The 21,945-nt window shown below is 69.8% G+C and carries 4 protein-coding genes; 1 reads left to right on the top strand and 3 read right to left on the bottom strand.

Translation table 11 applies throughout. The features are described 5' to 3' along the window. Positions 1 to 22: 22 nt before the first annotated feature. Positions 23 to 961, top strand: a complete 939-nt coding sequence (locus AC5ZH6_RS06070) for a type IV toxin-antitoxin system AbiEi family antitoxin domain-containing protein (protein WP_020172176.1) — start codon at positions 23 to 25, stop codon at positions 959 to 961. Here the strand turns inward: AC5ZH6_RS06070 and AC5ZH6_RS06065 are convergent. From AC5ZH6_RS06065 to AC5ZH6_RS06055, 3 genes are all read right to left on the bottom strand, one after another. Next, positions 871 to 2,244, bottom strand: coding sequence for an alpha/beta hydrolase (locus AC5ZH6_RS06065; protein WP_496168676.1), 1,374 nt, complete (start codon positions 2,242 to 2,244; stop codon positions 871 to 873). The genes AC5ZH6_RS06070 and AC5ZH6_RS06065 overlap by 91 nt on opposite strands. Positions 2,245 to 2,464: 220 nt before the next feature. After that, on the bottom strand, positions 2,465 to 20,128 hold the full coding sequence (locus AC5ZH6_RS06060; protein ID WP_496168675.1) for an amino acid adenylation domain-containing protein: 17,664 nt from the start codon (positions 20,126 to 20,128) through the stop codon (positions 2,465 to 2,467). Continuing rightward, positions 20,125 to 21,945: a DUF4012 domain-containing protein gene (locus tag AC5ZH6_RS06055; RefSeq protein ID WP_496168674.1), complete on the bottom strand. Its 1,821-nt coding sequence runs from the start codon at positions 21,943 to 21,945 to the stop codon at positions 20,125 to 20,127. Before AC5ZH6_RS06055 ends, AC5ZH6_RS06060 begins: the two co-directional genes overlap by 4 nt.

The raw sequence follows: 21,945 nt of genomic DNA, 5'->3' as shown, positions 1-21,945 counted from the left end.
GCTCGGGTGCGTCCAACGATCCATGACGCTACCTCCGCGGCTTCTTTCCCTCGCCCTGCGCCATGACGGCGTACTCACCGCTGCCGACTTCCGGGCCTTCGGGCTCAACCGTGCTGCGGTCCACCGCCTGGTCTCCGCCGGAGATCTGATCGGTGTCGCGCGCGGCGCGCACCGCCTCGCCGCTCATCCGCTCACCGACCGCACCCGCATGCGGATCGCGGCTTTGCGCGCACACGAGCGGGCGGTGCTGTCGGGAGCCGCTGCCGCCTGGTGGTGGGGTCTGGTCGATCGGCATCCGCCGATCATCACGGTGACGGTGCCGACCGGAGGACACCGAAAGAAGCTGTCCGCCACACGATTACGATTCCGCGATCTCGAGCCCGCGGACCTGACCGTCCACTCCGGTCTGTCGATCACCGCCCTGCCCCTGACCGTCCTCGAGGCCGGCGTCGAGCAGGGCATCGACGTCGTCGACCGTGCCTTGCTCCGACGCCGGGTCACCGAGCAGCAGTTGATCGACGCCTACACACGTCGCCGTGGCTGCAAGGACTCGGCGACGATGGGCACTCTGCTCGCACTGATCAGCCACGGCGGCCGCTCGTACGCCGAACGGATGGCCATCGACATCTTCACCGCCCACGGCATCACCGGTTGGGTCGCAGGTCATCCGGCCCCGCCGTACGAGATCGACTTCGCCTTCCCTGCACAGCGTGTCGCCGTCGAAATCGACGGGATGGCTTACCACAGCGACGCCGAGGCCTTTCAGCGAGACCGACGACGCGGTAATGACCTCAGCGACGCCGGCTGGAACGTCCTGCACTTCACCTACAGCGATCTCCTCCTGCGCCCCGATTATGTGGCCGAGCGGATTCAGCGCGCGTTGGCCGCTGCGGGCGTGGCAGCGGGAACGGGTGCCGCAGAGGTGGTGGGCGCCCCAGATTCCGCGGAAGGTGCCGTGTAGGGCGAACGTTCTGCGGAGTCTTCAGGGGCCGCGGGCTGGGAGGTGAGTTCAGCGGCGGTGGTCGGCTGGGCAGCCGGGGTATCGGCGGCCGTCGTGGTGGGCTGGGAGGTGGTCCCCTCGACAGCCGATACCTGCGCGGGCGTCGTCGTGGGCTGGGACGTGGTCACCTGCGTGGCCACCTGTTCCGCCGTCACCTGCTGCTGCGCCGCCGACTCTTGCGCCACCGTCTTCTCCTGCGCCGATTTCTGGGCTGCCGCCGCCAGATCCGCTTCGATCTGGGCGGCGTCCGACGGCTGGGTCGACGCCCAGGAGAACCAGTTGTGCCCACCGTTGGAGTAGGTGAACTCGACCGGCAGATCCATCCGCTGGGCGGCGGCGTTGAGGATCACCGTCGACGTGAGCGCACCGACCTCCAGTCCGACGCCGAGTACCTCAGTGACGAGGGCGCCGGGAATGAGGATCGGCCACAACACAAGTGGTTGTTGTTGCAGCGTTTGCCAGGCGAGCTGGAGTTCACCGACCGACGGGATGCCGTTGCCGGTGGAGATGATGATGGTCTGCCCGTTGGCCTTCGCCTCGGCGATCCGGCTCAGGACGTCGTTGTCGGCCCAGGTGTTTCCCTCGCTCAGCGGGAGTCCCCACATCGCCGACAGACCGTTGTCGATGTCGGCGCGCGCGGTCTGGATGATCGGGATGAGTACCCACCCCAGTGGGTTGTTGGTCTCGTAGAAACCCGAGTACGAGCGCGCCACGGCGAACACCTCGGGATGGTTCAGCGCGACGATGACCGCGGGCGCCCCGGACATCGAGACGCCGACAATCGCGTTGTCCGACGTCCCGATGTCGAAGTTCTCGTTCAGGTAGGCGGGCAATTCCTCACCGAGGAAGGTATCCCATTGCGGTGCAGTGGTGCTGCCGGTCGGCGCCGACTGCCAGTTGGTGTCCCATTCGCCCTTACCGCCGGCTGGCATCACCAGGTTGTAGCTGGTGCTGTACGCGGCCACCGCACCCGAGGTCGGCAGCGCCCAGTTGTTGTACTCGTCGTTCGAACCCAGGCCATCAAGGAAATACACGGCCTGCTCGGTCTGGCCCGGTGCCTGATCCGATGCCCGCACCTGCACGACGACGTCCTGGCCCAACGCCTCCGAGTAGAGGGTGCAGGTCTGGATGTGCTCGGCTTGCTCGTCCGGGGTCCGCCACACACATCCCGGACGAAGCGTGTCCGGGTCGACCGCACGCGCCTGCCCCGCCACCCCGATCAGTGCGCCGGCCGTCGCGCTCACCACCAACAGTGTGGTGACCACACGTCGCCGCACACCGAATCCCCCACCACGCATGACAGTGCCTTCCGAGATCTCCCCCCGACCCGGATCGATGACAACCACCTGCTCGTCGTCGCAGAGAACATTACGGACAGCACACCCTCTACGCAGCACAAACGCCGACTTTGCTGTACCGATGGTCCTGGTCGCGTCGGCAAAGGCGCGAACGGTGGGTCGGGCCTCAGCGCCCTCGCGCGACGGCACGGTCAGCGATTAACTGCGCGACCCTCGCCATCACATCCGGCTCCCCCAACTCGGCGTGGGAGACGTCGAGCCGTGCCACCCGCGGCGTCGTACTCACCAACGACTCCCACCCGGAAATGTCACCGGTCTGTGCCGACGCCACGTAGAGCACCTCGTCGACGTCGACGCGACCGGTCCGATGCGCACGCACCGCAGCGATGAGAGCTCGCAATCGTTCGGCGATAACCACATCGGCCGTCGTGCCCTCCTGCGCCGGTGCCAGTGCCAACTCGTCGGGAGTCCGTGCGTCCATCAACACCAGCAGCTCGACCCGCTCACCGAGGTCGGTGAGTTGGCGGGTGATCTCATGGGCCAGGTTCCCGCCGATCGACCACCCGATCAGCCGGTAGGGTCCCGACGGCTGCCGACGGCGGATCGCGTCGACGTGACGCCGCGCGATCTCTGCCATGCTGCCGGGCATCTCACCGGAAAGCAGTTCGGGGAGTTGCAGTCCCACGACCCGATGTCCCGACGTCGCAGCCAACGGGCGGAACGGTGTCGGCATGCCGCTCACGCCGTGCACCGCCCACAGCAGCGGCAGTCCGGGATCGTTGTCGGCACAGTCGAAGTCGACGACGCGCTCCTGGTCGGTGCCGACGCGCGCGAGTGCGGCGGCCACCTCGCGCGGGGTCGGATGGGCCACGAGATCGGCCAGATCCGGACGCAGCCCGGTGTGATCGACGATCTCGGCATGCAGCCGCAGCAGCAGAAGCGAATGCCCGCCGAGGGCGAAGAAGTCGTCATCGACGCCTGGTTCGCAGCCCAGCACCGCATCGAAAGCAGCGATCACCTGACGCTCCAGATCAGTAACGTCACTGCAGTTTTCGACACCACTGTCACGCAATGAAGGCCCGGCGGGGTCGGGCAGCCGAGAGGTGTCGATCTTCCCGGTCACGGTGCGTGCGATCTCGTCGACTGCGACCACCTGGGCGGGCACCATATGTCGCGGTAGTCGCTGCCGGCAGGCTCGGCCCGCCTCGGCACCGCCCACGCCCGCCACGTAGGCGACGAGCATCGGCCCCGCAGGCCCCGGCCGCACGAGCACCGCGGCCTGGGTGGCCCCCGCACCCATCAGGACGGCCTCGATCTCCGCCGGCTCCACCCGCTGACCCCGAAGCTTGATCTGCCGGTCCGTCCGGCCCACATACGTCAGCGCACCGTCGCCCTCGAGACGCACCCGGTCGCCGGTGCGATACATGCGGCCGCCGCCGGGGCAGGCCACGAAGCGCGCCGACGTCAACGCGGTGTCACCCAGATAGCCTTGTGCCAGTGCATCTCCCGCGAGGTACAGCTCGCCGTCGACGCCGGGTGGTACCGGTCGCAGCCAACGGTCGAGGACGACGACGGTGGTGCCGTCGACGGGCCTGCCGATCCGTACCGTCCCGTCCGGACGCACGGGTGCGAAGGTTGCCGCGACCGTGGCCTCCGTCGGGCCGTACACGTTGATGAGTTCGCAGCGCGCTGCCCACGTACGCGCGATCGACGATGACAGCGCCTCACCCCCAGCGAAGACCAGTCGTACCGACGGGAGTTGCTGCGCGTCGAGCGTCGCGAGCACCGACGGCGTCGCGATGAACACCGTTATTCTTTGCGCGACAAGCCACGCGGTCAACTCCGTCCCGGCGGTGATCCCGGCGGGTGCGATCACCAACCGGGCGGCCGCCTCCAATGGCAGCACCATTTCCATGATCGACGGGTCGAAGCCGACGCTCACCATCGCCGCGACCCGGTCGTCGGATCGGATCGGGGCGATGGTCGCGAGCCGCCGCAACCCGCGGTGCCCGACGACCACCGCATTCGGTGCGCCGCTGGTACCCGACGTGGTGATCACATACGCCGCGGATGCCGGCGACACCCGCGCGACCGGCACCTCGGTCACCGACGCTCCCGAGGTGGAGGGTCGCGGCGGAACATCGTTGTCGTACAACGGGTATGCGCCGGTTCGCTCGAGCACTGCGTCGATCCGCGCCGGCGGATGTGCCACGTCGACGGGGACGGGCACCGCGCCGATCCGGGTGACGGCGCGGAAGGCGACCTGCTGGCGTACGGACCGTTCGATGAGAATCGCCACCCGCTCACCACTGCGGATACCTCGCGCGCGCAACGCGTGTGCGGTCACCGCCACCCAGTCGTCGAGGTGCCGATAGCTCAGCTGCGTCGTGCCGTCGTCGAGGGCGATGCGCTCCGGCTGATGTGTAGCGGGTTCGGCGAGCATGTCACCGAGTGTCGCGGGATCGGTGTACGGCGCTCCGTGCGCACTCGCCTCGATCAGGGCATGCTCGCCGGGCAACAGCAGATCGACCGAGGCCATGCGTGTTTCGGCCTCATCGACGAGGAGCCGCAGCGCCGTCTCCATGCGTGCCATCAGGGTCTCGATGGTCGCACGAGCCGCCCACTGCGCCCGATGCGCACAGAGGAGCATTCCGTCATCGACGATCACGCGCAGCGCGAAATCCCCCATCGGCGTGAGGGATTCGTCGGCGTGACCGATCGCAGCCGGACCGAGGAGCGTGTGATCGGACGCGTCGGCACCCACCGTCACCGCCACCTCCGCCAACGAAGGAGCGACCGACCCGCCGGTGACCCCGATCTCCCGCATCACCTCATCGAACGGAACCCACGAATGCTCAAGCGCCGCGATGTCGTCGTCTCGGACCCGATTCACCCACTCTGCAAACGTCATTCGCGGGTCGAACCGTGTCCGCAGAACGACGGTCGCGACCAGCATCCCCACCACCTCGGACAGATCGGGGTACCGTCGCAGGGACGTGGTGGTCGCGACGACGACGTCGTCGGTGCCCGACTGCACGGCCAGCGCCCACGCCAAGGCTGCGTGGACAAGGTGGAATCGGCTGACCCGCAGGCTCCGTGCGACCACGTCGAGCTGCGGCCACAGACCCGCCGGGAGCGCGCGACGAGTGCGGACGATCCCGCCCTCGGCGTGCGGCAGGTGATCGAGGACGAGGGGCGCGGGCGGATCGGCCAGCACACGTTGCCAATACGCCAGTTCGCGGTCACGCGCAGCGGACTCGGCGGCCAGCAACCGACCGCTCACCCGCGCGGCCGACGGAGCCGCGGGCAGCACGCCGCCGGTGATCAGCGCGTCCAGTTCCCGCTGCAAGACCACCGAGGACTCACCGTCGACCGCGATGTGATGCGCCACCACCAGCACCGCAGACACCGTCTGCTCCTCGGAGGGGATCAGGCCCACCCGGACCGGTGGAGAGGTGGCGAGCGAGTCGAACGGAGTCGCGAGCATCTCGCCGACCGCACCGGCGTCGAGCAGGTCGATCGTCGGCTCCCAGGTGTCGAGCACCCGCTGGCGCGGCCCGTCGTCGAACATCGGATACACAGTGCGCAGCGCGGCATGCCGACCGATCAACGTACGCAACGCAGTTCGCACATCGATCACAGTCGCACCACCGGGGATCGGCAGGAGCACCGGCACGTGATAACCGGGTTTGCCGAGTTCTGCGGCCATCCACATCCGTCGTTGCGGCCCGGTCAGCGGGATGTCGCCGGCCGCGGTCGCGATCTGTTCGGCGTCGGACGCAACACGCACCTCGCCGTCGTTCGCCTTCTCGGCGATCCGGCGGTCGAGCCGCGCGGCGAGCTCACCGACGGTCGGATGGTCGAACAGCCACTTCGCCGACACCGTCCACCCGAGCTCCCGGGTGAGCAGCGAGGCCACCCGCGCCGCCGACAGCGAAGTACCACCGAGATCGAAGAAGTCGGTATCCGCACGCACCGAAACGCGATCGACGGCCATGATCTCCGCGAACGCCGCGGCCACCGACTCCGAGGTGTCCGTCCGGCCCACTGTCTCCTCACCGACGAGCTCCCCACCCGCGCCCGCGAAACCGACCATTGCGTCGACGAGCGCGTCGGCCACCTCGTTGGCCGTCCGGGCACTCACCCGAGCCGAATACACCACCGTGAGCACCAACGCCCCGTCACGGTCGCCGACGATCACCTCGAGATCATGACCGTCGGCCTCACGCTCGGGCACCATTTGCACCGGCTCCGCACGCACCGCGTCGCTCCCGGCGCCGGGCATATTCGCGTCGGGCTCCGGCACCACGTCCTGCCCCACCAACAAGATCGACGTCAACGGATCGTGGGTGGACCGGGCATTCGGGCACACCGCACGCACCACCGACTCGTACGGCACTTCCTGATGGTCGGCGACCCGCAGATGCGCCTCCCGCGCACACGCCACCGCGTCGGCGACAGTCGCACCCGGCTGCAGCCGGGTGCGCACCGCAACGGTGTTGACGAACATACCGACAACGCGCTCCCACTGTGGCGCCGAGCGCCCGTGCACGGGGACACCGACCACGACATCCCACTCCCCGGTCAGTCGTCCCAGCGTCGCGGTCAGTGCGCCGTGGACGGCGTGAAAGACGCTCGTGCCCAACGCCGACGTCCGTTCCCGGAGCGCGAGGATCACGTGCGCGTCGACGTCCCGCACCACCCGGCCCCCGCTGTCGCCGGGCGGGCCGGGCAGCACGACGGGTGCGCCGGCATCACCGAGTTCGGTGGTCCAGAAGTCGATGTCGCGGGTGAAGCGACTGGTGGGATCATCCGGGTCCCCGAGGATGTCGCGCTGCCACCGGGTGTAGTCGGCATAGCCGGGTGCCGGCTCGGCGGGTAGTTCCGTCCGGTAGGCCGTCATCAGGTCGTCGAGAAGGATGCGCATCGACCATCCGTCGACGGCGATGTGGTGCAGGGTCAGCACCAGGTAGGCGCCGCCGAGGCCGGTCTCCCCCTCGTCACTGTCACCGCTGACGAACAGCCGTGCTCTGATGGCGGTCTCGCGTTCGAGGTCGAAGGGACGTGCGACTTCCGCCGCGATGGCGTCGCGGACCTCCGCAGTGCTGACCGACTGCACGACGAGGTCGGGAACGTCGGTGGCGAGACGTTGCTCCGGTCCGCGACCGGCATCGGGAAAGACGGTGCGCAGCGACTCGTGCGCACCCACGACCGCGCGATACGCCCGGACGATCCGCGCCGGATCGTAGGGTCCGCGAATCCGCAGGACGAGCGGGATGTGGTAGGTGGTGTCCTCGGGATCGAAGCGGTGGTGAATCCACATGCGCCGCTGCGGATATGCCAGTGGAAGATACTCGGGACGCGGCGCGCGGTGCGGTATCGGGCCGGTGAGGTCTGCCGCGGCGTCGATCCGTCGGGCCAGCTCGCCGACGGTCCGCGCGCGGAACACGACGTCGGCGTCGAGGTCACGAGTGGTGCGTGCGATGAGCCGAGACCGGACCCGCGCCGCCGACAGCGACGTTCCGCCGAGCGCGAAGAAGTCGGTGTCCGAGCCGATCTCGGCGCCCGCGCAGTCGAGAACCTCCGCGAGGACCTCGGCGACGAGCTGTTCGGTGGAAGTGGTGACCGGCGTGTTCGCGGGCACAATTCGGCCCGCTCGCTCCGCTCCCGGCACCGGCTCCTGCGCGGCAACCGGATTCGGCAACCGGGGATGATCGATCTTGCCACTCGGTCGGGTCGGGAAGCGGTCGACCACCGCGATCGCGGCCGGAACCATGGTGCGCGGCAACACGGTCCGCGCTTGTTCACGCAACCGCTCGGGACGCGGCCGATCGCCGGGCGCCGGGATGACCCACGAGACCAGCAGTGGCTCACCGGCCCGGTTGGTGCGCACCGCACTGGCGGCGGCTGCCACCCCGGGCAATCCGGCGAGCGCGGCGTTGATCTCCTCGGCCTCCATTCGCACGCCACGGATCTTGAGTTGGTCGTCGGCGCGACCGTGGATCACCAGCGAGCCGTCGCCGCGCCGGTGGACCAGATCGCCGGTGCGATACATGCGGTCACCGTCGCCGAAGGGGCGCGCGACGAATCGCGAGGCGGTGGTGGAGGTGTCGGCGAGGTAGCCGCGCGCCAATGCGGCTCCGGCGACGTACAACTCGCCAACGGTGTAGTCGGGAACCGCCTGCAACGACGAATCCAACACCAGCGCTTCGGTATCCGGGCTGGGGGTGCCAATGCTTACGGCGCCGGTCGTGTTGTGACGGTAGGTGGCGCTGCTGATCGCGACGGTCGTCTCGGTGGGCCCGTACTCGTTGGTCACCGACACCGACGACGTCCACCGGCTCAGGAGCGTGCGTGGCAACGCTTCTCCGCCCACCACCACATGCCGCAGCCGTGCCATCTGGGACGGGTCCAGGGTGCTCAGCACCGATGGCGTGGTCATCAGCACCGTCACCGCCGACCGTGTGATCTCGGTGGCGAGTTCGGCTCCGGCCATCACCTCGGGTGGGCAGATGACGATGCACGCCCCGGCCGCGCGCGCCGGCACCACACCCATCAGGTGGGCGTCGAATGCCGTGGTGTGGGTGTGCATCACCCGGTCGGTGGCGTCGAGCCCGAGTCGTTCGGCGGTGGTCAGCGCCCACGCGGCCAGCCCGCGATGGGTGATCTCCACACCCTTGGGTGTACCCGTCGTCCCGGAGGTGAACGCGAGGTAGGCGACGTCGTCGAGTTGCAGTGTGCGGGTGCGATGCCGGGGTTCGAACTCGGTGACGCGACGAGTCCGGTAGAGGTCGGGGTCGTCGAGTGCCACGACCGCGACACTGACGGGCAGTCGGGGCGGGCGATCGGCGCGCAGCGTCAGGATCGTGCGCGCCCCGGAGCGCTGGATCAGCCGCTCCCGGCGCCGGGGTGGGTCCGCGGGGTCGAGGTTGACGAATGCGGCGCCGACACGGGCCAGCGCCATCGTCGCGATGACATCGAAGCACGATCGCGGTAGATGCTTCGCGACGACGTCTCCGGGCCCGAGGCCGCGATCCCGCAACGCCCACGCGAGAATCCGCACCAGCCGCTCGACGTCCGCGTGGCACAGGACCTCGCCGTATCCGGGAAAGCGATGTGTCACATCGATGATCGCCGGCCGTGTGGCGTCCGGCACGGGCTGACGATCGAGGAGCTCGGCAAGAGTGTGCGGCGCACGGGTGTGGGCAGAGATGACCGGCGTCTCCACGCTCGGCTGCGGCACCGGTGTGCGTGTCAGGGCGCGTGCCGGCAGCGCGGGGTCGGCGGTGCCGCTTTCCAGGGTCTCGGTGATGGCGGTCAGGAGCGCGTCGAGACGGTCGCAGTTGGCGACCGAGTCCCGGCATGCGGCAACGAGATACGTCCGATCGCCGTCGCGGCCGAGCATGATGTCCAGTGCGGCCTGAGTACTGCCGGTCGTACCCAGCCCGGTGGTATCCAGCCCGGTGATGCCCGGGTCCGGTGGTACCTCCCCGACCACGACGTCGACGAGGGATCGGCCCGCGCGTTCACGCTCCGGGTCGGCGATCGCGGCGATCTCGGCCAACGGCAGATCCGAATGGTCGATCGCCCCGAGAACGCCGAGGGTGTTGCGGCGCAACAGTGTGGCGAAGGAGTCGTCCGGTTCGATGCGGGTGCGCAGCGGGACGGCCCGCGCGAAGAGCCCGCAGACCGTGCTCCATCGAGGATCGGTCCGTCCCGACACCGCGGTGCCCACGGTGCATTCCGACGCACCGCCGGTGGTCATGACGCGTTCCGCAGCAGCGGCCTGGCGAGTCAGGACCACGGCGATCGCGGTGTGCACCACGATGAACGGGGTACTCCCGACCGCGGCCGCGCACCGATCGATCCGCGCGGTCAGCTCGGTCGAGAACATCACTCGCCCGTGATGTGTGGCTCCCGATCCCGTTGCGGCGAGGTCCATGTCGGTCACGGTGAGCGGCACGATGGGTTCGGCGAACACCCGTGACCAGTAGGCGGTGAGACGGTCGCGGTGGGTGCGCACCATCGCTTGTCGCCATCTGCTGTACTGCCGGTAGTCGAGACGACGCGTGGAGTCGGTCGGTGGACCGGTGGTGAGTTCGCGGCGCAGCATGCGGGCGGTCTCGCCGTCGGCGCTGATGTGGTGGATCACGCACACCAGCCGACACCCGCCCGGCGTGTCGACGAGCCGCACCCGCCAGGGCAGGGACACGGTGAGATCGATGGGGCGACGCGCGATCTCGGCGAGGACCTCGTCGGCGTCGACGCCGGTGAGGGGATCGAGGGCACCGAGGTAGGCGTCGACCTCGTCGTCGGTCCAGAGTCGTTGATAGGGCACCCCGTCGAGTTCCGGGAAGCCGGTGCGCAGGCAGTCGTGTCGCCGGACCAGTTCGGCCACCCGACGCCGGATCTCGCGGGCATCGGCGCCCGGTACCGGGATGATGCCGGCGAGCACATAGCCGGGGTGGTCGGGGTCGGCGCGCCAGCGCAGCCACAGATCGAGTTGCTCCGGTGTCAGCGCCGGGTGATCGGGGTCGGTGCTCCCCTCCTCGACCTCCCCCAGATCCGGGACCGCGTCGTCGTCGACGATCGGCGAGGTCGACAACAACTGCGCCAGCCCGGCGATGGTGGGATGGGAGAACACCTCGGTGACGCCGATTCTGCTGCCGTGCAAAGACAGTCGGGCCGCCAGGCGCGCGGCGGTCAACGAGTTGATGCCGAGGGTGACGAGGTCGGTGTCAGGGTTGAGCGGTTCCGATGCCGCTGGGCCTTCGCCGCTGTCGAGGCATTCGCGGATCGCTGCGGCCACCACCTCTTCGCGCGGCGTCAACTGCCGGCTGATATCGCTGGAGGAGTGCAGCTTTCGGAGGAGTTCGGTGTGGTCGATCTTGCCGTTGACGGTCAGCGGCCAGTCGTCGACGACGACGATGCGGCTGGGCACCGCATAGGTGGGCAGTCGTTGCGCACACCACGAGATCAGGGTCGACTCGGTGGGTACCGCCTGCGCTGCGGCGCCCACGCGGACGGCCGCCACGAGACGCGCTGCACTCGCGACACCGTCCTGCAGCACCCGGCAGTCGAGGACGTCGGGGGCCGCGGTGAGCGCGGCAACGATCTCGGCCGGTTCGATGCGGAATCCGCGGATCTTCAGTTGGTCGTCGACGCGGCCGAGGAAGGCGATCCGCCGATCGGGCAACAGCCGCACCCGATCACCCGTGCGGTAGTGGCGGGTGCCGTCGGGTCCGGCCACGAATCGTGTCGCGGTCGTCGCGGGGTCACCGAGATAGCCGATCGCGAGTTGCGGCCCGGAGAGGTGGAGTTCGCCGCGTCCACCGACGGGCACGGCTCGTCCGTGCCGATCGCGGACCTCGGCGTGGACGCCGTCGAGTGGTGTGCCGATGATCGGGCGGTCGTCGTCGAGGTCGATCTCGCCGCAGAGCACCTGCACGGTGGTCTCGGTGGGCCCGTACATGGTGACCAGCCGCACGTCGGGGTGCGCCGATGCCCATCCGCGTAACCGCGAGGGGTCGACGGCCTCACCCGCGAGGATCACTGTTCGCAGCGACGCCAGTGACACGTCGGCGGTGCCGGCGAGCGGTTGCAGGACCGACGGATCGGTCAGTCGCGCAAACGCACTCGGGGTCTGTGCGCAATGGGTCACGCGATGTCGGGTGAGACCGGCGGCGAAGCGTGCCGGGTCGCGGACGTCGTCGTCGGAGAAGACGACGACCCGTCCGCCCGCGGCGAGCGGGCCGAACATCTCCCACACGGAGGCGTCGAAGGACAGTGCGTGCGACCAGCTCCCGACCATCTCACCGGTGCACCCGAGACGGGAGAGTGAGGCGCCGAGCATCGCGGCCATCGCGGTCCGGTCGACGACCACGCCCTTGGGTGCGCCGGTCGATCCCGACGTGTGGATGACGTAGGCGGCGCCGGGCACCTCGGGGCCGGTCCCGCTGTGGGCGGGGCTGATCTCGAGGCCCTCGCGAATCGTCGCTCCGGGCCCGATTCGGCGGTACAGCAACCGTTGTCGCGCCGGTGGCAGGTCCGGGTCGACGGGCGCGAACACGGCGCCCGCGGCGAGCACACCCAGCGCGGCCACGACCGCCTCACTCCCCCGGCGCAATGCCAGCACGACCGTGGTCCCCGGGCGGGTCCCGGCCGCATGCAACTTCTCGGCCACCTGCTCGGCACGACACCACAGGTCGCGGTAGGTGAGCACATCGTCGGAGTCGACGACCGCGACCTCGTTGGAGTCGACGATCGCCACAGCGTCGGGCTGACGCGTCGCCATGGCGCGGACCGCGTCGACGGGATCGATCGACTGCGCAGAAACGCTGGGGCGAACAGAAGTGTTCTGCGCGAGGACACTTGAAGGCAGGCACTCGGCCACACACCGTGTCGACGAGTCGGTCAGGGCCGTCAGGGCGGCGACGAAATACTCGAGCATCGGTTCCACCGCTGCGGCGTCGACCCGGGCGGGTGACGCCGTCACCTGCACCGACAGCGCTCCGTCGTCGACCGTACGCACCGTGAATTCGAGTGCGGTGCGGGTGATTCCCACATCGATCGGCGTGATGTCGGTGATCAGTGGTCCCGGTGAGTCAGGCAGCGCGGCGGCATGGTCGAGCAGCACGTCGGGCAGGGTCGCCGGCGCCGACGCGGCGTGAGTGGCGGCATCGGCGATCGTGCGGTGCGCGTACACGAGTGCCTCGTCGATCGGCAGCGCGACGACGGGCCGGCGGTGCGCCGTCGCCGCCGACCATCGCACCGGAACTGTGGTGGCGCGCATACCGACGCGGGGTCCGCCAGGAAGGGCAACCGGGATCGCCGCGACGACGTCGTCGGAGTCGGTGACGGCGGCGAGTGTCGCAGCCAGTGCCACCCACAGTGCCGAATACAGCGTGGTGCCGGCTCCGGCCACCACGTCGTCGACCGCGGCGGCGGTGTCGGCGTCGATACGGCGCTCGTGGACCACTGCGGGCTTCTCGGCCGCCGGGTGCCGTCGGGGCGGTTCGGGAAGGGCGAGGTGTGCGGGTGCGCCGTCGAGAACCGTTCTCCAATAGTCGGTGTCGTCATCGCGTACCGAGATCTGCAGCTCGTCGCGCTGCTCGGACCAGCGCGGGCTGCGTCCGCGCAGGCGTGCCGTCAGCGCCGTGTGCAGGTCGTCGAGGAGTATCGGTACCGAGGCGCCGTCGACGGCGATGTGGTGGGCGACGAGCACGATGCCGGTGCCCGCGGGTGAGTCGGCGAGCACCGCGCGCCATGCCGGGCGGGTGGTCAGATCGAAGGGGGCATTGACGATCTCGGCGACCTGACCGGCGTCGGGGACCGTATCGCGTTGGGTGATCGGCGGATTCCCAGTGAGAGCGTCGGCGTGGAGGACGACGATCTCCGGAGTTGCGTCCCCGCGATCGGGAAACACCGCACGCAGCATCGGATGCCGGTCGGCGAGATCGAGCAGCGCTGCCCGCACCACGGGCACCTCGGCACGCACCGTGAGTCGCAACGCCAGATGGTACGCGGCCGAATCGGGCTGTCCGCGATGGGCATCCCACAGGACACGCTGCGCCGGACACAGGACGTCACGTGACCGTACCTGCGGTGTGTGAGTGTCGGCGGCAACCAGTTCGGTCAGTCCGCGGATTGTCGGTGCGGCGAGGATGTCGGCGACGGTGACCTGGGTGCCCGGTCCCGACAGCCGTGCGGCAAGTCGCGCCGCCGACAACGAGTTTCCGCCGACGGAGAAGAAGTTGACGTCAGGTCCCCACCGCTCGGGTCCGTCCTCGTTTGTCGCCCGGCTGGCTGCCTGCGGTCCGGGTTGCCCAACAATCTCGGCGACGAGATCGGCGATGCGACGTTGCGCCGCGGTCAGCGGGGCGGGGGTGCCGGTCACCGCGGGCAGTCCCGCGATCAGGGCGTGCCGGTCGAGTTTGCCGTTGTCGGTGAGCGGCCAGCGCTCGACGACGCCGATGCGCGTGGGCATCAGATACCCGGGCAGCCGCGTGGCGCACGCGCGCTGGAGAAGGGCTTCGCGCTCGCCGACCGGCACCTCGGCGCCGGTGGTGTCGTCGTCGATCACGAAGGCGAGGATTTGTTCATCGCCGGGTTGTGTCCCGCCGGCGATCACCACGCGTGCCTCGCGGACGCCGGGCGCCTCGACGAGAGCCGCGGCGATCTCGGCGGGCTCGACGCGATGACCACGCACCTGCATCTGATCGTCCGACCGGCCCAGGTAGACAAGCCGATCCGGCGCGATCAGCCGCACCACGTCGCCTGTTCGGTACATTCGTGCGCCGCACCCGTCGGGGTCGGCGACGAAGCGGCTCGCCGTCAGGGCGGGTGCGTGCAGGTAGCCGTCGGCGAGTTGCGCACCGCTGACGTACAGTTCGCCGAGACCGCCCACCGGCACCGGACGCAGGTGCCGGTCGCGCACCGACCAGCCGACACCGGCGAACGGGGTGCCGATGATGCTGCGGGCGTCGGTGGTGTCGACGTCGGCGGCGGTGAGGTGCACCGTGGTCTCGGTGATGCCGTACATGTTGATCAGGCGCACACGAGGATTGGCCTGCGCCCAATCGTGCAGCGCAGGTGCTTGCAGCGCCTCGCCGCCGAACACGACGCACCGCAAGGCCGGCAACCGCGACCCACTACTGCTCGACGAACCGGCACCATCCGGTGCGGCGAGCCGCGCGAACGCGGTCGGGGTCTGCGAGAGAATGCTGACGCCACAATCGTTCAGAATTGCGCTCAGCAGCACCGGGTCCCGGCTGACCGGGCGGTCGACGATCACCACGCGGCCACCGGAACAGAGTGCGCCGAAGATCTCCCACACCGAGAAGTCGAAGGTGTGCGAGTGCGTCGCACTCCACACGTCGGCGGGGGTGGCGTCGACGACGTCGAGGGCGGCACCGAGCATCGCGGCCAGCGCCGTACGCGGCACCGCAACACCTTTCGGCCGTCCGGTCGATCCGGACGTGTGGATGACGTACGCGATCCCTGGTCGGCGGGGCGCGGTCCCGAGGCCCGGGCCCGGTTCGATCAACAGGCCGTCGCCCACGATCGCCGCCGGGGAGGTCGCGGCGACGAGTTCCGCGATGCGCGCGGGCGGATGTTCCGGGTCGAGCGGAACGTAGGCCGCGTCGGCCATCAGGGTGCCAACCATCGCCACCACGGTTTCGGCACCACGGCCGAGCAGCAGGGCCACCCGGTCACCCGCCCGTACCCCGACCCGACGCAGATCCATCGCCATCTCGAAAGCGCGCGTGGACAGTTGCTCGTAGGTCATCGATGTTCGGGCGTCGGTGACGGCGATGGCGTGCGGGGTGGCGCCGACGTGTGCGAGTAGTGCGTGGATCGGGTCGGTGCCTGACACCGGGCATTCCGCGGCGACGCCACGTCCGGCCGGGGTGCACGACCCGACGAGGGTGGCCGGGTCGGCGAGTGCCAGCCGGGTCAGTGTGTCGACCACGTGGTCGAGGAGAATCCCGGCGCCGTCGGGGTCGACGCGATCGGGTGCCACCGTCAGAGCCAACCGCAGCTGGTCTCCGCTGTCGTCGACGACGAATTCCAGTGCGGTGCGGGCTCTCCCGGTGCGGATCGGGGTGGCCGAGCGGATCACCGCGCGCCCCGGCAGTACGGGTTCACGGCCGAGCTCGGCGCCGTCCATCGTATTCGCCTGCGCCAGCACCACATCTGCGAGCTGTGCGGGTGCGGTGTCGGCGTGGCGCATCCCGGCCTGCAGTGCGGCCACCGATCCCGCGAGCGCCTCCGCGACGGTCTGCGACGCGACTGCGCGGGACCGAACCGGGACCGTCCGGACGAACATGCCGACGCGCTCGAGGTCGGAGGAGCTCCAGCGCCCCGAGGTCGGCACCGAGATGACGACGTCGTCGTCGCCCACGACACCGGCGAGGACGGCGGCCACGGCCACCCGGACCAGCGCCTGCAGGGTGGCGCCGGCGCCGGCGGCTTGTGCGGTGGCCGCCGCCGAGAGCCTCGCGTCAACCACCCGTTCCAGATGAACCGCCTCGGTATACCCGTCGCGGACCGTACGTGCCTCGGGCAGCGCGAGTCGCGTCGGGGCACCGGCGAGCACGTCCCGCCAGTAGCTGTGTCCCGCATCGGAATCGGCGACCGGTCGCCCACCGCCGAAGTCTCCGGGCCCGGGGAACTCCGGCAGTCGGTGGCCGGTACGTGCGGTGACCGCGATCAGCATGTCCCGCACCAGGATCGGGATCGACCAGCCGTCGACCGCGATGTGATGCACGACGAATACCATCGACACCGCACCCCGGCTGTCGTCGAGGACGGCGCGCCACGGAGGGTCGACGGTGAGATCGAAGGGTGCGGCCACCACGGAACGAACCATGCTCGGGCTCAAGGTATCCCGGGTGATCGGCATCGCGTCGACCATCGCCTGGGTGGGTAGTAGGCGTACCGTCGGGGTGCCGTCGGGCCGGGCGGGAAAGACGCGGCGCAGCGCATCGTGGTGCAGGGCGAGGTCGGTCAGCGCCGATGTCACGAGATCCGCAGTCACGAGATCCGCAGTCACAAGATCCGCGGTCACCGGTTCGGTTCCCGTGCCCGGCGCGAACTCGACCCGCACGGCGAGGTGGTACACATGGTCGGCCGGGTCGGAGCGGTTCAATGCCCAGATCTGGTGTTGTGCCGGCGTCACGACCGGCGCGGTGGCCGGTGCGGTGGCGGCGGTGAGGTCACCGGCGTCGACGCGTGCGGCGATCTCGGCCAGGGTGGTGGCCGGGGTCAGCTCGCCGATGCGCAGCGGACGGCCCACCCGTGCGCCGAGGCGCGCCATGATCTCCAGCATCGTCAGCGACGTGCCACCCAGGTCGATGACCGAGGCAGCCATCGAGACCCGTTCCACCCGAAGCACGTCGGCGACGATCTCGCCGAGCGCGCATTCGACGTCGGAGGTGGCGGCCACGAATTCCGGTTCGCGCAGCGCGATCCCGGCCACCGCGTGCGCCACGGCGTCGCGATCGATCTTGCCGGTCGGCCCGGTCGGTAGCCGATCGAGCATCAGCACCCGCCGCGGCCACATGACCGACGGCAGGGTCGCGATGAGATGCGCCCGCACCGCCCGTTCGAGTCCGTCGCCGCCCGGCGCGGCACCGGTCCCCACGCAGGCGACGTCGAGCGCCAGATCGCCGTCGGGTGCGTGGTCGGCGACGACCACCGCGGCGCCCACACCGTCGACCTCCGTGGCGACGTTCTCGACCTCCGCCGGTTCGACGCGGACCCCGCGGACCGAGAGTTGCCCGTCGGCGCGGCCGACGAAGACGAGATCACCGGTGGTCGGGTCACGGCGCGCGAGATCACCGGTCCGGTACATCCGGGCGCCGTCGCGCCACGGGCAGGCGAGGAATCTCGTCGCGGTGAGCCCGGGCCGATCCCGGTATCCATGCGCGAGTTGCGGTCCGCACAGATAGAGTTCGCCGATGATCCCGTCGGCCACCGGTCGCAGCCGGTGATCGAGGACCAGCGCGGCCATCCCCGGGACCGGTCGGCCGATGGGTACCGGCCGGTCGAGGTGGACGTCGGCGGTGATCGGCGCGGCCGTCGCATACAGCGTCGCCTCGGCGGGACCGTAGGTGTTGAACACCCGCCGCGCACCGCCCCCTCCCGGTGGTCGACGCGTAATGCGGGCCGCGAGCGCCGGTGACAGCGCCTCGCCGATCGCCGCCACCGTCGGCGGGAGCGTGTGCACCGGAATCCGATTCAGGACGGTCGGGGTGGCCATCAGGTGGGTGATGCGGTGATCGAGCAGCGCGCGGCCGAGGTCGGCGTCGAGTCCGGCGGCCGGAATCAGGGTGTGGCCCAGCGCGGCACACGCCAGCATCTCGAAGTGGGCCATGTCGAACATCGGTGATGCCACCGCGAGCCAGCGCGCCCCGACATCGATCTCGTCACCCGCCCCGAATCGGGCCCACATGTCGCGGGCGATGGCGGCCGGCCCGGTATGCGGGACGACGACCCCCTTGGGTTCGCCGGTGCTCCCCGAGGTGAACACGATGTAGGCGGCGTCGGACGGATGCGGTGCCGGTAGCCGGCCGGCATGGGGTGCGACGTCGGCGAGGTCGTCGAGGGACCGTGACGGAATGCCGTTCCGTGCACCATGATCGGGGCTCGTGGCGAGGATGAGGATCGGAGCGGCGGTCGCGAGCATCCGGTCGATCCGCGCGGTCGGCTGGGCCGGGTCGATCAGCACGATCGTCGCGCCGCTGCGGGCCACCGCCCACCAGGCGATGACCTGATCGACACTGCGGCGCATCAGCACCACCACCCGCGTGCCGGGTCGGGCTCCGAGTGCCGAGAGTCGGCGCGCGAGGTCGGCGGTGCGTGTGTCGAGGTCGGCGAAGGTCATCACGGGCTCGCCGAGGAGGCTGCCGTCGACGGCCGCGTCGTTTCCGGCGCGGGCGACCGTGGCGGCGATGAGGTCCGGCAGTGTGTCCGTGGGACTTTCGGTGCCGGGCACCGCGGGTGTGCGCGCGGGCAATGGCAGGTCGTCGATGGTGACGCGCGCCGACCCGGGGGCGGTCAGTGCGTCGGCGAGTGCGCCGAGCATCGCGAGCAGTCCGTCGTGGAACGCTGTCACCTCGGCCGGGTCGTAGCGGCGCGGGTTGGCCTCGATCTCCACGATGAAGGTGCCGGTGTCGGTCGATTCGGCGAGAGTTCCGGACGGGAACACGTTGATGGCCAGGTCTTCTGCCGGTCCGGTGGTCACCGAGGAGAATCGGACGGTCGTCTCGCCGAATCGCATCTCACGGTCGAAGAGCATCAGGTTGAGGACCGGTCCGCCGGTGTGATCGCCGTGTTCGGTGACGATGTCCTCGAACCGGTACCGCTGATGACGTAGTGCGCCGAGCATCGCCCGCTCGGTGGTGCGCACGGCGGCATGGATCTCGGTGTGTCGGCCGACGCCGGCGCGTAGCGGCACGAAGTTGATGGTCGGTAGCGGTGTGGCGCGCAGTGCGGCCGTCGTCCGGGCGGCCACCGCGAGGGTCAGCGCACCGTCGGCGTCGCCGGTGCGGCGGCTCAGATAGCCCGCGGCGGCGGTCGCGATCAGTGTCGGCAGGCTGGTGGGCATGGCCGTGATGAGCTCGCGGATCGTGTCCATCGTCGCCATCGGGATCGGTGCCGCCACCGTGTGATTGCGGGAGGCCGGGCCGCCCGAACGGTGCGCCGGTGAGGTCGCGGGGTCGCGGCCGGCGAGGACCTCGCGCCAGTAGTCGGCGTCGCGGGCGCGGCGCGATGAGCTCTGGTAGGCGTGGTCGGCGGCTGGCGCGGCGGCAAGGTCGGCGACGGGCACCGACGGTGCGCTCGGGTCGCGGGAAAGACAACGACGTAACGCGCACACCAGGTTGTCGCGAGTGGCCACCCCGTCGGTGGTCAGGTGATGCGCACGGTTGTAGAGCTGATGTCGGTGATCTGACAACCGGAACAGGACGGCCCGTGCCAATCGATCGGCGGTCACATCGACCGCGCGGTGTAAATCGGCGTCGATGATGTCTTGCACAGCCCCATTCGGATCCGGTCGGTCACCGAGATCGACGTATTCGACGTGATCGTGCAACGACGGGTCGTATATGCACACCGGGCCGCGGCGGCCCTCCTCGAACCGGAGCTGCATCACTCGCGCTCGGCGTCCCTGCTCGGCGAGTTCGGTGAGGAAGTACTCGCGGTCGAGCGGTCCCTCGATGTCGGTTACCTGCGCCATGTTCAACGGCACCGACGGCATCGCCTGCTGCCGCAACCAGAAGAAGCGTTGCGCCGCAGTCAGTTCGGTCACCTGGATCTTCTCGGTCATGGCGATCCCTGTGCCCTCTGCCCGGTCGCCGCACCGCACGACGGCACCGACACGTGCACGGGCGGGGTGTCGACGAGCGGCTGCACGGGCACCTGTGCGTCGCCGCGGGCCGAGGTGGGCTCGGTCAGTGTCACCTCGAGGACACTGCGCTGACCCGGTGCCAGTGGTACGCGGGTGCGGACCACCGGATGACCGTGGAGTTCGCTGGTGCCGTAGAGCACCGATTGTCCGTCGAGGGTGACCTTGCGGACCTGCGCGCCGCGGGTCAGCGCGATCTGCACGCCGGCCGCATTGGTGCCCGGTGGCAGGCCGCTGCCGATGGCACCCATCGAGCCGATCACGTACTGCGGCAACGAGAGGTCGGTGACGGTGTTGGTCAGCGTCACCCGTGCGGTCGCATCGCGCATGTCGGCGGAGCAGTCGCCTGCGGTGTAGCTCAATTCGCGGCGCAGGTAGTAGTCGAGTTTGTTACCCGCTGCGTTGGTGATGGTCGCGTCCATCAGCGGGGCCGAATCGTCGGGTAACTGATGTGCCAGCGGAGTGGACGCGATGATGTCCTGTTCATCGGATCGGCTGCTGTAGAGCATGATCCGACGTTCCGCCACGCCGCGGCCGAGTGCTTCGAGGAGCCGGCCGGCATCGGCGTGGGCACCGAGGACGTCGGCGACGACGGTGCGGGAGATGGTCTGCAAATACTCCTTGCGTGCGGTGTTGTCGTCGGCGAAGCGGGTGTAGACCTGCGACAAGGTGAGCGGTACGACGTTGTCGGCGGTGATCTGTTCGCCCGACGGCAACCGCACCGGCCCCGTCACGCGGAGTACGTAGCTCAGGGCGATCGGGTCGAGTGCCGCTGCCCCGTCGAGGGCCGTGCCGGTCTGTGCCTGCCAGTTGGCCATCCAGATCTTGGCGGCGTCGGTGAAGTCGGGGCTCAGGTTGCTGTTGCGGAAGTCGGTGTAGGGCTCGACCGTCGAGTACAGGGTGTCGAAGCCGTCACCGAGGTCGATCTGCGGGCTGCTCGGGCGAAACATGTCGATGTTGCGGCCGGTCTCGGCGGCGCGCAGATGTCCGTTCTCGGCGCGGATGACGATGAATCCGCCGACCAGTCCGCCGGTGCCGCGGGCCTCCGACGGTGTTTGCAAGGCTACGAAGTAGTTTCGGGGGCCGTCGGCGCCGAGCATCGCCGGGGCCAGTCGCGCCGCGACCGAGGTGCCCTGCGCGGTACGTGCGGCCGAGTCCAGTTGCGCGGCGAGGTCGGTACGCGCCTGCGCAACCGGCCCCAGCCAGGTGCCGTCGATACCTCGGGCACGCTGCGCGAGGCGGGTGGCGTCGTCGGCCATCGCGGTGATGCGCGGGGCCGCGCTGCGCAGGGCCGCGACGTCGACTCCGTTGTCGGCGGTGCGCAGCGTCGACGGTCCGATAGTGCCGGCCAGTGCGGCGCTCGGGACGAGGACCTCGTCGCTGAATTGGGTGACGGTATCGGTCATCTCACGCACACTCGCCAACGGCCGACCCAGCCACGGCAGCGCTGCCGCGGCCCGCCAGAGAGGGTCGTTGGTGGCGGCGTAGGCGTCGGCCGCCGAGGCACGCACGGCCGACGCCTCCCCCGACGACTTCCGCGAATCACCGGACAGCAGTGCCGCTTTCGCGGTCACCGCGTGGTCCTGCGCATCGTGGAGAGCCGACCGCGCCTGTTCGGCGCGGACACCCAGATAGCAGCCCACCGCGACCAGTGCCGCCAGCAGGAGCGCACCGCCGAGCCATACCCGCCGCGACGGACGCAGCCGGGACCGATGGGTGCGTTGATCGGGTGCCCTCAT

The sequence above is a fragment of the Gordonia sp. YC-XJ4 genome, assembly GCF_059511865.1.
Note: the sequence above shows the minus strand (reverse complement) of the source record. Positions and strands in the feature narration are given on the sequence as shown.

Coding starts and splice junctions, on each gene's coding strand:
- AC5ZH6_RS06060 (WP_496168675.1), bottom strand. CDS start 20,128: ATGACCGAGAAGATCCAGGTGACCGAACTGACTGCGGCGCAACGCTTC.
- AC5ZH6_RS06070 (WP_020172176.1), top strand. CDS start 23: ATGACGCTACCTCCGCGGCTTCTTTCCCTCGCCCTGCGCCATGACGGC.
- AC5ZH6_RS06055 (WP_496168674.1), bottom strand. CDS start 21,945: ATGAGGGCACCCGATCAACGCACCCATCGGTCCCGGCTGCGTCCGTCG.